10 protein-coding genes are annotated in these 13,650 nt (G+C 63.1%); 3 read left to right on the top strand and 7 right to left on the bottom strand.

Going from position 1 to position 13,650, the window contains the following annotated elements; translation table 11 throughout:
- The first annotated feature begins 83 nt into the window (after positions 1 to 83).
- The gene (locus tag F4827_RS16825) at positions 84 to 2,318 is read left to right on the top strand and encodes a TonB-dependent siderophore receptor (protein ID WP_183725093.1); all 2,235 of its coding nucleotides are present in this window, start codon (positions 84 to 86) and stop codon (positions 2,316 to 2,318) included.
- A gap of 4 nt (positions 2,319 to 2,322) precedes the next feature.
- On the opposite strand, the gene bamA is transcribed toward F4827_RS16825, so the two are convergent.
- Together bamA and F4827_RS16815 are read right to left on the bottom strand one after the other, a co-directional pair.
- On the bottom strand, positions 2,323 to 4,635 hold the full coding sequence (gene bamA, locus F4827_RS16820) for an outer membrane protein assembly factor BamA (RefSeq protein WP_183725315.1): 2,313 nt from the start codon (positions 4,633 to 4,635) through the stop codon (positions 2,323 to 2,325).
- Positions 4,636 to 4,785: 150 nt separating this feature from the next.
- On the bottom strand, positions 4,786 to 5,184 hold the full coding sequence (locus F4827_RS16815) for a hypothetical protein (RefSeq protein ID WP_183725092.1): 399 nt from the start codon (positions 5,182 to 5,184) through the stop codon (positions 4,786 to 4,788).
- A gap of 374 nt (positions 5,185 to 5,558) precedes the next feature.
- Here F4827_RS16815 and F4827_RS16810 point away from each other — a divergent pair, with 374 nt between their 5' ends.
- Positions 5,559 to 6,641 (top strand): phytoene/squalene synthase family protein, encoded by a 1,083-nt coding sequence (locus F4827_RS16810; RefSeq protein WP_260175251.1) that lies wholly within the window; start codon positions 5,559 to 5,561, stop codon positions 6,639 to 6,641.
- 57 nt (positions 6,642 to 6,698) lie between these two features.
- On the opposite strand, the gene mmsB is transcribed toward F4827_RS16810, so the two are convergent.
- The 3 genes from mmsB to F4827_RS16795 all read right to left on the bottom strand — a co-directional run bounded on the left by mmsB (position 6,699) and on the right by F4827_RS16795 (position 10,536).
- Positions 6,699 to 7,583 carry a 3-hydroxyisobutyrate dehydrogenase gene (gene mmsB, locus F4827_RS16805; protein ID WP_183725090.1) on the bottom strand — a complete coding sequence of 295 codons (885 nt, stop codon included), beginning with the start codon at positions 7,581 to 7,583 and terminating at the stop codon, positions 6,699 to 6,701.
- A 14-nt stretch (positions 7,584 to 7,597) separates the two neighbouring features.
- Positions 7,598 to 9,124 carry a CoA-acylating methylmalonate-semialdehyde dehydrogenase gene (locus tag F4827_RS16800; RefSeq protein ID WP_183725089.1) on the bottom strand — a complete coding sequence of 509 codons (1,527 nt, stop codon included), beginning with the start codon at positions 9,122 to 9,124 and terminating at the stop codon, positions 7,598 to 7,600.
- An 89-nt stretch (positions 9,125 to 9,213) separates the two neighbouring features.
- Entirely contained in the window at positions 9,214 to 10,536 is a 1,323-nt protein-coding gene (locus F4827_RS16795; RefSeq protein ID WP_183725088.1) for an MFS transporter, read from the bottom strand.
- 126 nt (positions 10,537 to 10,662) lie between these two features.
- On the opposite strand from F4827_RS16795, the gene F4827_RS16790 reads away from it, so the two are divergent.
- Complete coding sequence (locus F4827_RS16790; protein ID WP_183725087.1) at positions 10,663 to 11,616, top strand: LysR family transcriptional regulator; 954 nt, start codon at positions 10,663 to 10,665, stop codon at positions 11,614 to 11,616.
- Positions 11,617 to 11,704: 88 nt separating this feature from the next.
- Here F4827_RS16790 and F4827_RS16785 read toward each other — a convergent pair whose 3' ends face one another.
- The gene (locus F4827_RS16785) at positions 11,705 to 12,082 is read right to left on the bottom strand and encodes a BON domain-containing protein (RefSeq protein ID WP_183725086.1); all 378 of its coding nucleotides are present in this window, start codon (positions 12,080 to 12,082) and stop codon (positions 11,705 to 11,707) included.
- Between the two features lie 523 nt (positions 12,083 to 12,605).
- A complete protein-coding gene (locus F4827_RS16780) occupies positions 12,606 to 13,487 on the bottom strand; it encodes a LysR substrate-binding domain-containing protein (RefSeq protein WP_183725085.1) in 882 nt (293 codons plus the stop codon).
- Positions 13,488 to 13,650: the final 163 nt, after the last annotated feature.

Genomic DNA, 13,650 nt, shown 5'->3' with positions numbered 1-13,650 from the left:
AGGCATAAACCTCGGCGCTTTGCCGATTTTCCGGCGAAGGCCGGCCCGCGCGCGTCCGCAAGAAAAAACAGGGGTTGGGTTCGATGTCGTATGCCGTACAGGGCCTTCATGGCCGCCGTCACCGATTGATCAATGCATTGCTGGCCGCCGGTGTGATCGGCGCGATTGGCGGCCTGGGGCCGACCACCCAGCCCGCGCTGGCCGCCGACGCTCCGGCGGGCAGCGTCACCAGCGCCGACTCGGACGTGAACGCGAAATCAGATAACGCCAGACCGGGCGAAAAATCTGCCGCAGACCCAGGCCAGCCAGGTCAACAACTCGCCCCGATCAAGATCACCAGCGGCAAGACCCAGGGCTTTGCGCCGAAGAGCGTCGAAACCGGCCAGTATCGCGGCCAGGATGCACTCGACGTGGCCGCGACCGTGAACGTCGTCACGCGCGACCTGCTGGACGCTCAGGGCGCGACCGGCCTGTTCGACGCCGTGCGCAACGTCGCCGGCGTCTCGCGCCAGCAGCTCAACGGTCTCGCCTACGACAACCTCTCGGTACGCGGCATCGCGCTGGACAACCGTTCGAGCTTCTATATCGACGGCCTGCTGCCCATCGACAACAACATCTGGATGCCGATGGAAGACAAGGAGCGCGTCGAAGTGCTCAAGGGCGCCTCGGCGCTCTACTATGGCTTCACGGTGCCGGCGGGCATCGTCAACATGGTGATGAAACGCGCCGGCAGCGATCCGGTGACGAGCCTGAGCGTGCTGGGCGATTCGAACGGCTCGATTGGCGCGGCCGTGGATATCGCGCGTCGCTTCGGCCCTGACGATCGATTCGGACTCCGTGTGAATGCGATGGACGAGCACGTCGAGACACCCATCGAAGGCGATCGCGGCTACCGCAAGTTCGTCAGCGCCGCGTTCGACTGGCGCGTAAGCAGCCGGCTCAAGCTGCAATACGACCTCGAACACATCGAAACGAAGATCGTCGAACAGGCCGGCATCGCGCCGCTCACCGCCGTCAACGGCGTCATCACGCTGCCCGCAATGCCCGACCCCAGCCGTCTGCTGGTGCCCAACAATCGCCCGACCTACGCGAGCGCCACCTCGCAACTCGTGCGCGCCGATTACACCTTCAACGACCATTGGAGCGCGAACTTCTCGATCGGCCAGTCGATCACGCGACGCGACCGCTGGGCGTGGGTGTTCCAGAAGTACAACGTGGCGACCGGCACGGGCACGGTGCAGGGCAGCCAGCAAAACGGTCAGATGTACGAGAACAAGAACGTGCGCGCCGAAGTGAACGGCGACTTCAAGACCGGCCCGTTCACGCATACGGTCACGGTGGGCGGCACGCAGAACTGGCTGTTCCAGCCGGATTTCACGACCTACACGTATACGGCGACGCAGAATCTCTATGATCCGATCGATATCGCGAAGCTCACGCGCAGCGCCACCAGCAAGGCGTTTTACGCCCAGCATGTGCGCAATAGCGGCCTGTACCTGTTCGACCAGATCGATCTGACTTCCCGTCTCCAGGTGATGGGTGCGGTGCGTTACTCGCAGTACACAAGCTCCCAGGCCGGCACGCCGGGCCAGAACATCAACCGCACCTCGCCTTCGGGCAGCATCACGTACCGCCTGACGCCCAACACCAGCGTCTACGCGAGCTATGTGGAAGCGCTCGAATCGCCGGGCAGCGCACCCGCGACCGCCGCGAACGCCTACCAGATCCTGCCTGCCGCCGTGAGCCGTCAGGAGGAAGTGGGCGTGCGCACGCGCCTGCCGGGCAACACGCTGGTTTCGGTTGCGCTCTTCAACCTGCGCCAGCCTTCGGCGGAAACCAACACCAGCAACGTCTATACGCTCGACGGCATGGCGCGTTATCGCGGGCTGGAGTTCTCCGTGCAGGGCGAGCCGGTGCGCAATGTTTCGGTATCGGCGTCCGCGATGTATCTCGATGCGAAGACCACCGAATCGAGCGATCCCACGCTGCTCGGCAAGGTGCCCGAGAACACGCCGCATGTGACGGCCAGCCTGTTCGCCGAATACCGCGTGCCCGCGCTCACCGGGCTGGCCGTCAACGGCGGCCTCTACTACACCGGCCCGCGCGCGGTGAACGGCGCGAACCAGGCGTGGATCGGCGGCTATACGCTCTTCACGGCGGGCCTGCGCTATGAAACGCGCGTGCATGGCAAGCGCGTTTCCGTGCAGGCCAATCTGGAGAACGCCACCAACAAGCGCTACTGGAGCGCGGCGGGCTCGAACCAGATCGCCGTGGGCCTGGGCCGCACGGTCGAGCTGTCGTCGACGATCGACTTCTAGGCCGTTAGAACGACGTGCCGATCTGGAACTGGAACTTCTGGTACTGGTCGCCCGCGTGCTTGACGATCGGGAAACCGAGGTCGAGCTTGAGCGGGCCGATCGGCGAAATCCATTCGAGACCGGCGCCGTAGCTGTAGCGCAGGCCGTTCGCGCCAGTGCTGCTGCCTTCGGTACCCCAGACATTGCCGCCGTCCACGAAGGTGAACACGCGCAACGTGCGGTCGTAGCCGGTGCCGGGCAGCGGGAAAGTCAGCTCGATATTGCCGACCACCATCTTCGAACCGCCGATCGGGTCGTTGGTGGTCGTATCGCGCGGCCCAAGCGAGCCCGACTCATAACCGCGCACCGAACCAATACCGCCCGCGTAGTAGTTCTTGAAGATCGGATACGGCTTGCCGCCCAGGCCATTACCGTAGCCGCCCTGGAAGTTCATGCCCAGCACGAAGCCGCGCGCGAATGAGTAGTAGTACTGCATTTGCGCATCCGCCTTGTAGTACTGCGTCCCGGCCGGCGTGCCCACTTCGGCGTTGGCCTGGGCGAAGTAACCGCGGCTTGGCACCAGCGCGCTATCACGGTTATCGCGCGACCAGCCCACCGTGAACGGCACGGTGTTCGAGACGCGGCCGAAATCGGCCACGTAGTCCTTGTACGTCTGAGGCGTTTCCGAGTCGATGTCGAGGCGGTCCTGCTCGATGCCCAGACCGAAATACACCATGTCGGTTTCGGAGAACGGGATGCCGAACTTCATGTCCGCGCCATACGACACGATGCGAAAACTCGTGTCGTTGGTGCTCGAATAGTAGAGCGGCTCGGTGGTGCGGTAATAGACATCGGTGATGCGCTTGATGCCGTCCACCGTGAAATACGGATCGACCTGCGTGACCGACAGCGTGCGATACGTGGAAGCGGTATTGACGTTCAGCGACAGGCTCTTGCCCGTGCCGAACACGTTGTCCTGCGAAATCCCCGCCGAAATGATCGGCCCTTCGCCCGAACCGTAACCCAGGCCCAGCGACAGCGTGCCGGTGGGCTTCTCGGTCACCTTCACATCCACGTCCACTTCGTCCTGGGTGCCTTCCACGGGCACGGTGCTGACATCGACATCGGTGAAATAGCCAAGACGGTTGATACGATCCTTCGACAGCGCAAGGCGATTCGAATCGAACCACGAGCTTTCGAGCTGGCGCATCTCGCGGCGCACCACTTCGTCGCGCGTGCGGGTATTGCCGACCACATTCACGCGGCGCACATAAACACGGCGGCTCGGATCGACCTGCAGTGTGAGCGCGACGGTGTGATGCACCTGGTCGATCTGCGGCTCGGCGTTGACGGTCGCGAACGCGTAGCCGTATTCGCCCAGCTTGTCGACCAGCGCCTTGGTGGTGTCCTTGAGCTTCGAGGCCGAAAAGCGCTGCCCCGGCTTCACGCCGACCAGCTTCTTCAATTCCGCCTCGCGATCGAGCAGATTGCCCGCGAGATTGACACTGGAAATCGTATAGGGCTCGCCCTCATGCAGCGAAATCGTCAGGTACATGTCCTTCTTGTCGGGCGACAGCGACACTTGGGTCGAATCGATGTTGAACTCCAGGTAGCCGCGGTCCAGATAGTACGAGCGCACGTTTTCCAGGTCGCCGGTCAGCTTGTCTTTGGAATACAGATCGTTCTTCGTGTACCACGAGAACCAGTTCGGCGTGGAGAGCTGCATTTCGTCGCGCAGCGTGCTCTCGCTAAATACCTTAGTGCCGATGAAATTGACCTGGCGGATTTTCGCGCTCGGCCCTTCCACCACGGAGAACAGCAGGCCCACGCGGTTGCGGTCGATCGGCGTGACGGTGGTGGTGACTTCGGCGGCGTAATAGCCGCGCGTCAGGTACTGGCGCTTGAGTTCCTGTTCGGAGCGGTCGACCAGCGCCTTGTCGAAGCTGCGTCCCGGCGACAGGCCCACGGCGCCCAGCGCCTTGGTGAGATTGTCCTTGTCGAATTCGTGGATGCCCGCGAAATCGATCGTACCGATGGCCGGGCGTTCCTGCACCTGCACCACCACCGTGCGGCCTTCGGTGGAGACGCGCACGTCGCTGAAGAAGCCGGTGGCATAGAGCGCGCGGATGGCGTCGGAGGCTTTGTCGTCGGAGAAGGTGTCGCCCTGCTTGATCGGCAGATAGGCGAACACGGTGCCCGGTTCGATGCGCGCCAGTCCGTCGATGCGGATGTCCTGGACCACGAAGGGTTCGGTGGCTTGCGCGGTGGCGGCGATGCCGAATCCGAAGCCGGCGAAGGTCAGCGCGCGCGCGTAGCGCGAAGAAGATGAAACCGTCATGCGGGAAGTCGAGAAGTAGGCCAGCGAAGACAAACGAATACGCCGCGCAAACCGGCGCGACGCGAGGGACGCGGCGCGGCGGACCGCGCCAGCGCGTGACGAATTGGGCGCACGCAAGCCGGTTGCGTGCAGCGCCTAAAAGTGCGGGAGCTATTGCATGCGCATCCCGCTGGGCCGCAGCGGCCTGGCAAGACCGGTTGCGAGCGAGAGCACTTCGGTCATGTGCGCGGCTTGCGCCGGATGCAGCCTGAACGAGAGCTCCGCGCCGCCCGGCAGCCTGAAGCTCACCACGAGATGCTGCACAGCGCCGTTCTCGCGGCCCACTTCCCACCCTTCGCAAGGCATCGCGAACTTCACGCTCGCGGTCTTGTGGCGAATGCGTTCCGAGCGGCCAATGGCATTGGACAAGGCGGCCAGCATCTCGTGCAGGACCGAGCAATGCAGCGCGACGCTGTCCGGCTGATTGCCGTTGACCATCAGATACTGGCCGTCCGCGGTCAGCTCGAAACCCCGCAACGAATCGATGGCTAGTGACGTGGACGTGGACATGAACGGCACTCCGTGACAAAAGCATCGGCGCAGTCTAGTGCGCGCGGCGCAGCGGGGAATTACCCACGCGTTACCTGGATTACTTTCATCAATATTGCGTGGAGGGCAGGCGCAGAGGGCTCAAAGACGCTGAAGCGCCGAAGCCAGCGGGGCTGCGCCGCTTTTCATTTCCCCGTTGTGGGCGCAATCAGTGAACGGGATTCGAAATTCGCAGTAATCGGATGGATTACCAACGCTGACAGAGCGCAAACAGCCGCATGACTGCGCGCCCAAGGGGACGTATCGGTCCGAAAGCGGGATGTCGATCGCCTGCATGCAAGGGACCTACCGTCGTCCACGCTACAATGCCGCTGCCGCTCCACTGTCCAGTCAACATGCAGAATTCCAATCGGGCCTTCCTGCTCGGCCCCTTGCTCAAAGGCGTTTCCCGCTCGTTCTATCTCACCATGCGTGTGCTGCCCGCCGGCATGCGCGACCCCGTGGGCGAGGCGTATCTGCTCGCACGCGCCGCCGACACCATCGCCGATACCTCGCTGATCCCGCCGGCCCAGCGCCTCGCGCTGCTGCTCGCGTTGCGCGAACGCGTCAACGGCACCCACGCGCGTACGGGGACCGCGAACGACGACGCCCTCGCCCGCATCGCCAGCGAAGTGGCGGGTCAGCAGATGCAGTCGGACGAAAAGCTGCTGCTCGAATCGCTTGGCGGAGCACTCGACGTGCTAGCGCAACTCGACGAGGACGACCGCGTGGCCGTGCGCGAGATCGTCACGACGCTCACCGAAGGCATGGAATTCGACCTGAACACCTTCCCGGATGAACGCTCGGGCCAACTGGCCGCGCTTGGCAGCTGGGACGCGCTCGACCGCTATACGTATCTGGTGGCGGGCTGCGTGGGCGAGTTCTGGACGAAGATGACCTATATGCACCTGCCGGGCACGCTCGCGCCGGAGCTGCGCGAGACCATGTATCAGCGCGGCGTGCGCTTCGGCAAAGCGCTGCAATTGGTAAACGTGCTGCGTGACTGCGGCAAGGATCTGCGCATCGGCCGCTGCTATCTGCCCACGACGATGCTCGCGCAGGCCGCGCTCAAACCCGAGGATCTGCTGCAGCCGGGCACTTCCCCGCGCGCCCGCCCGCTCATGTTCGGTCTCGTGCGCATCGCGCTCGATCACTTCCGCGCGGCTATCGACTATACGTTCGCGCTGCCGCGTCTTTCGGTGCGCCTGCGTCTCGCATGCCTGTGGCCGATCCTGATCGGCCTCGAAACGCTGGAACTGCTGGTCGCCAACGAGGACTGGCTCGATCCCGCGCGGCCCTCCAAGGTCACGCGCAACGACGTCTATCGCATCCTCGCGTGCTCGACGCTCGCGGCGGCGTCCAATACGCTGCTCAACGCGTGGTTCAAGCGCCTGCTCGCACGTATCGAGGCACGCATGGCGGCCATCGAGAAAGCCTGAAAAAAGCGGCGCGAGCGTGTTACGCCCGCGCCGCTTGAAGGGTTTGCGCGCTTACCGCTACGCTTTGCGATACAGCTTGATGACGGCCGAAAAGTCGAGCTTGCCGTCGCCCTGGCTGCTCATCGCCTGATAAAGCTGCTGCGCGATCGCCCCCATGAATGCAGGCTGATGCGCGCTTTTCGCGGCGTCGGTGGCGAGACCCAGATCCTTGAGCATCAGATCGGTGCCGAAGCCGCCCGTATAACCGCGCGTCGAGGGCGCCGTTTCGATCACGCCCGGGAACGGGTTATAGGTGTCCGAACTCCAGCAGCGGCCGGTTGACGTATTCATGATGCCGCCCAGCACCTTCGCGTCGATGCCGAGCGCCTCGCCCAGCGCCATCGCCTCCGCCACGCCCGCCATCGTCACGCCGAGCACGAGGTTGTTGCAGATCTTCGCGACCTGCCCCGTGCCCGTGTCGCCGCAATGGACAATGTTCTTGCCCATGCCCGACAGCACCGGCTTCACGCTCTCGTAGAGCGCCGCGCTGCCGCCCACCATGAACGTGAGCGTACCGGCCGCCGCGCCGCCCGTGCCGCCCGAGACCGGCGCATCCACGAAGCTGTTGCCGTTCGCCGCGGCGAGCTTGCCGAACTCGCGTGCGCTGGCCGGATCGATGGTGCTCGAATCGATGATCGTCACGCCTTTGGCGATCCCCGCCAGCACGCCGTCTTCCGAGGTCAAAACGCTGCGCACGTGCGCGGCGGCGGGCAGCATGGTGACGACCCATTGCGCACCGCTGGCCGCATCTTTGGGCGACGCGGCTCTGGTCGCACCCGCATCGGCCAGCGTCTGCATCGCTTCGGCGCTCAGGTCGAACACGCTGAGCGTGTGCCCGGCCTTGAGCAGATTGAGCGCCATCGGCGCACCCATATGGCCCAGCCCGACGAAACCTATTTTCATGAGCGAGACTCCTTTTAGCGCAGGCTGATTGTGGTGTTCACGCCGTCGTTGACGGTCGCATCGTCGAACCAGCGCGCCGTCACGGTCTTGGTCTGCGTATAGAACTGCACGACCTGCTTGCCGTAAGGGCCGAGGTCGCCAAGCTTGGAGCCGCGCGAACCCGTGAAGCTGAAATACGGCACCGGCACCGGAATCGGAATATTGATGCCCACCTGGCCGATGTCGATTTCGCTCTGGAATTTGCGGGCCGCCGCGCCGCTTTGCGTGAACAGTCCCACGCCGTTGCCGAACGGATTCGCGTTGACGATGGCAATCGCTTCATCGAGCGTATTGGCAGTCAGCACCACCAGCACCGGCCCGAAGATTTCGTTCGTATAGATATCCATGTCCGTCTTCACATCGGTGAAGACCGTCGGGCCGACGAAGTTGCCGTTCTCGTAGCCCGGCACCTTGACGTCGCGGCCATCGAGCGCGAGCGTGGCGCCCTGCTTCACGCCCGATTCGATCAGACCCAGAATGCGCTGCTTGGCCGCGCGCGACACCACCGGGCCGACATCGGTCTTCGGCTCGTGGCCCGCGTTGACCTTGAGCGTCTTCGCTTTTTCAACCAGTTCGGGCACCCATTGCTGCGCCGCGCCCACCAGCACGACCACCGAGGTCGCCATGCAGCGTTGCCCCGCCGCCCCGAACGCCGCGCCAACCAGCGCGTTGATCGCCTGTTCGCGATTCGCATCGGGCAGCACCACGGCGTGATTCTTTGCGCCCATCATCGACTGCACACGCTTGCCGTGCTCGCTGCCGAGGCGATACACATGCGTGCCCACCGCCGTCGAACCGACGAACGAAATCGCCTTGATAAGCGGATGCGAGCAGATCGCGTCGACCACCTCCTTGCCGCCGTGCACGACGTTGAGCACGCCTTTCGGCACCCCGGCTTCAAGCGCGAGTTCGACCAGTTGCATGGTGGAGAGCGGATCCTGCTCCGAGGGCTTGAGCACGAAGGTATTGCCGCAGACGATTGCCATCGGGAACATCCACAGCGGAATCATCGCGGGAAAATTGAACGGCGTGATACCGGCGCACACGCCAATCGGCTGCTGCAGCGTGTAGGTATCCACGCCGCCCGCGACGTTTTCCGCGAAGCCGCCTTGCTGGAGCGTGCCGATCGAACACGCATGCTCCACCACTTCCAGGCCGCGGAAGATATCGCCTTCGGCGTCCGGCAACGTCTTGCCCTGTTCGGCCGTGAGCGTCTGGGCGATGCGCGACATGTTCTCGCGAATCAGCGCCTGCAGTTTGAGCATGATGCGCAAACGCGTACCGATCGGCGTGTTCTTCCACGTGGCGAACGCGGCGTGCGCGCTCTGCACGGCCTGATCGACTTCCGCGACCGTGGCGAACGGCACGCGCGCCAGCACTTCCTGAGTGGCGGGATTGACGATGTCGCGCCATTCCGTTGTCTTCGATTCGACGAATTCGCCGTCGATCAGCAGCTTGACGGTCGAAACGTGCGCATTGGATGCCTGGGTGACTGCGTTCATCTTGAACTCTCTCTCAAAGGTTCGAACAGACTGGAACGATGCTGCCTTGGCCGTGCCTCGTCCAATTACATAGGATGACTACCTGTTATTCAGTCGTGGTGTGAGCGCATCAGCAGCGTGCACACGAAGGCGATCACCGCCAGCACGACCATATAGGCCACCACGTAATGCGGCTTGCCGCCGCCATAAGCGAGCAGCGCGGTCGCGATCATCGGCGCGACGCCGCCGCCCAGCACACCGGCCACCTGCACGGACACCGAGATGCCCGAATAACGGATTTCAGCTGGAAACTGCGCGGCAAACAATTGCGATTCGGGTGCATAGAGAATCGGGAACACCACACCCACGCCCAGCACCATCGCCCACCAGACCGTCGTCGCATGCAGGGTTTCGAGCATCGAGAAAAACGGCGCGGCGAACAGCGCCATGATCACGAGACCCGCCAGGAACAGGCGCTTCTGGCCAATGCGATCGCTCAGCCAGCCCGAGAACGGCATGGTCACGAGCGAGAGCACGGCACCCGCGGTGATCGCATGCAGGATTTGGACTTTCGGAATCTTGAGTTGATTCGCGGCATAGGCGAGCGCGAACGCCACTACCAGGTAAAACCAGGTATTTTCAGCGGTGCGCGCACCGATGATGGTCAGCAGTTCGCGCGGCTGGCGACGCAATACTTCAAGCACCGGCGCTTTCACCGGCTCGCCCTGTCTTTTCACGCGTTCGAAATCGGGCGACTCGGGCACGCGCACGCGGATCACCCAGCCGACCAGCACCAGCAGGATGCTCGCGAGGAACGGCACGCGCCAGCCCCATGACAGCAGATCCGCTTCCGGCAGCGCGGTGACCGCCGCCATTGCAATCGACGAAAGAATCAACCCGAAGCCCACGCCCGTCTGCGGCAGCGATCCGAAGAAGCCCTTACGGCCCGGCGGCGCGTGTTCCACCGCCATCAGCACCGCGCCGCCCCACTCGCCACCCACGGCCATGCCTTGCAGAAAGCGCATCGCCACCAGCAGCACGGCGGCCCAGTAGCCGATGCTCGCATACGAGGGAATCAGGCCGATCACCATGCTGGGAATGCCCATGAGCAGGAGCGTGGCCAGCAGCATCGATTTACGGCCGATGCGGTCACCGAAGTGACCGAACACGATGCCTCCCATCGGACGGCCCACGAAGCCCACGCCGTAGGTCGCGAACGCGGCGAGCGTGCCGAGGATCGGATCGAGCGTGGGAAAGAAAACCTTGTTGAACACGAGTGCGGCCGCGGTGCCGTACAGGAAGAAGTCGTACCACTCGATCGTCGTGCCGGCCATGCTGGCCCAGCCGGCGATCAGATAATCGCGCGCGCGGCGTTTTTGTCCAGAAACGGGAACGGCCACTGCCGCCCCGTCGGGGGTCGACTGCATGTGCATCGTTTGTCTCCATCTTTATAGTAGGCGACCGTCTGCCGTATCGGCTGCAAGCTTTTATGAAGCGGTCTGCTAACGAGTATAGTTATTCGAATATGCTCGGCATATAGACGAAAAAGCCCATCCGATATGCAAAAAAACACAACGGGACAGGTGGAGACATTGAACTGGGACGATTTGCGCTACTTCCTCGAAGTGGCGCGCACACAGCGCGCGAGCGCCGCCGCAAAGCGGCTGGGCGTGGATCACACCACCGTCGCGCGGCGCGTGCGCGAACTGGAAACGGCATTGGGCACCGTGCTATTCGACAAGTCGCGCGCAGGCGGCTTCGTGCTCACGGCGGAAGGCCAGCGTCTGCTGGCTTATGCCGATGCGGTGGAAACCACGGTGCAATCGGCCAGCGAGCAATTCGCGCTGGGCGCGCAGTCGCTTTCGGGCCATGTGCGGGTGGGATCGACTGAAGGCTTCGGCTGCTTTTTTCTTGCGCCGCAACTCGCACGCTTCACGGGCAAGCATCCGGACATGTCGATCGATCTGCTGCCAGTGCCGCATTTCGTGAGTCTGTCCAAACGCGAAGCCGATCTGGCGGTCATGCTCGAACGGCCCGAACGCGGCCAGTATGTCTATACGAAGTTATGCGACTACCGCCTCAGACTCTATGGCACACCTGAATATCTGCAACAGCATGCGCCGATACGCTGCGCCGCGGATCTGCGCCAGCATGCCTTCATCAACTATGTCGCCGATCTGGCCTTCAGCCACGAACTGCTTTATCTGGAGCGCACCGCGCCCAACGTAACCGCGAGTCTGTGCAGCACCAGTGTGATCGCGCAATATCACGCGGCGCTGCAAGGCAGCGCGCTCGCGATCCTGCCGTGCTTTATGGCCGAACCCGATCCGCGACTGGTGAGCATCCTGCCCGACGAAGTGATGGTGACGCGACGCTTCTGGCTCTGCAGCCGCGAGGAATTGCGCAAGCTGCGGCGCATTACCTCGCTATGGGATTATCTGCGCGCCGCCGCCGACGCGAATCAGGCGCTACTACTCGGTGAATCGCCATCGATGCAATATGTCGAGCCCTGAAAGCAAAAAAGCCGTACGGACAACCCGCTACGCGGATTGCCGGTACGGCTTTGATATTGCGTGATACGGCTACGCAATACGACTGCGATCAGGTCCCAACCGGACGGATCGTCAGTGCATTCTTCACCGACGTCACGCCAGGCACGCCCTTCGCCACGTCCGTGGCGTGGTCGACCTGACTTTGCTCCGGCACGGTGCCTTCGAGGATCACAGCGCCGTCCTTGGCACGCACGGTGATGTTGGCCACGCTGATGTCCTTGTCCTTCGCGAGTGCAGCGCGGACCTTGCGCGAGAGCGCACGGTTGGCGGCCTTGGCCGACTTGTATTGCTGTTTCGACTGCTGGACCTGGGCCTTGGCGCTGTCGGTCGGCGCGGCTGCGCTGGCGGCGTCCTGCGCATAGACGTGAAGCGAAGCAGCGACCAGCATCGTGCCGGCTGCCAGTTTGAACGCCTGAATAGCCTTCATGCAGTTTCTCCTGTTGTCACAGTTTTTTGATGGCCCACCTGAATAATGGACCCGTGCACTACACACCCTTCACTACCGAAAACCGCGCTGCCGGCATGGCGGCCATTACTATCCATTCGCCCTGCCCGGCACTTTGGGGACTAACGATACTCCATTTAGTTCGAGCCTGATGTGAAAGCTGCCGCTATAACTATTCGAGTGTGGGTGAAATGCTTCGATTCCACCGAGGAATCGCTGCAGCCGGCAAGTCCGCGTCCACACGCCGTCCCGCATGCCAGGATAAAACACGCCATTCAAAATGCTATTGAATAGCATTTAAGGACGCGCCAATCCGGTGCATGCAGCGCGAATAGCCCGGCATAGCATAATTGATTGACGCACAATTGAACGTCCTTATCGACCAGCAACGCGCGGCATTCACTCAGCGTTGACAAACGCCAACACAGGTTTTACCCGCATTTACTCACGAAAGAAAAAAACGCGCGCTGAAGGCTGATGTTGAATGTTGCCTTCGCGTGACGCGTCACATGGCGAGTTGCGCCTTCACCCAGCGATAGAACTGCTGGATCGCGGCTTCACGCGGGTGCCCTTCGCGCCAGGTGAAGTAGTAATCGAGCGCAGCGGGTATGCGCGCCTGGCCGAGTTGCACCAGTTCGCCACGCTCGATAAAACCGCGCGCAAGCTGCAAACGTGCCGTTGCCGCGCCCTGACCCGCAACGGTGGCCTGCAACAGCAATCCTGCGTCGTCGAAAACCGGGCCGCGTTCGGGCTCGTCGCCGGCTACGCCTGCCGCCTCGAAGAAGTCGCGCCACGAGCGGCGCGAGAAACGCAGCAAGGGCATGGCGGCCAGATCTTCGATGCGAAAGCCGGGATAACGCGCCAGCAGCGTGGGGCTGCATACGGCCACCACCTGGTCGTCGAGCAGTTTGCGGATCTGGAAACCGGGCTCGTCCACGCGACGATGCCAGATGCCGATATCGAAGGGATAGGGATCGGGCGGCGTGACGTCGGCGTGCATGCGCACGGAGAGATCGACATCCGGATGGCGATCGTAGAAGTCGCCCAGACGCGGAATCAGCCAGACCGACGCGAAATCGGACATCACGCTCAGTTCCAGCCGCGTCACGCCGCTCACGCCAGGACGCGTGGCGTCCAGCGCCTCGCGCAGGTCTTCGAGGCTGCGCCGCACCCGCTCGGCGAGTTGCGCACCCGCCGCGGTGGGAATCATGCGGCTGCCCGCACGCCGGAACAGCTCGACGCCGAGTTCCGCTTCGAGCGCGCGCAAATGGTGACTCACGGCGCTGTGCGTCAAATGCAATTCTTCTGCCGCACGGCTGAAACTGCGCCGCCGCGCCGCCGCTTCTAGCGCGCGCAGGGCCTGCAAGGGAGGGAGCGATCGGGACATGACGTCAAATTCTACTCACAATCGCGGCTGAAATCTCTCGCTGGCCTCGTGCCTGGCTTTCGCCAATAATCGTGTCCCAGCCATTCAAAACGCTTTCGAGGCGCGCGGCACTGCCTGTTTTTAGCTTTCTGCACGGCACCGCGCGCCCCTGTCGACCGTCCGC

The sequence above is a fragment of the Paraburkholderia bannensis genome, from assembly GCF_014200455.1.
In the GTDB taxonomy this organism is placed as follows: domain Bacteria; phylum Pseudomonadota; class Gammaproteobacteria; order Burkholderiales; family Burkholderiaceae; genus Paraburkholderia; species Paraburkholderia bannensis_A.
The sequence above is the reverse complement of the archived record's forward strand: the minus strand, read 5'-3'. Positions and strand labels throughout refer to the sequence as shown.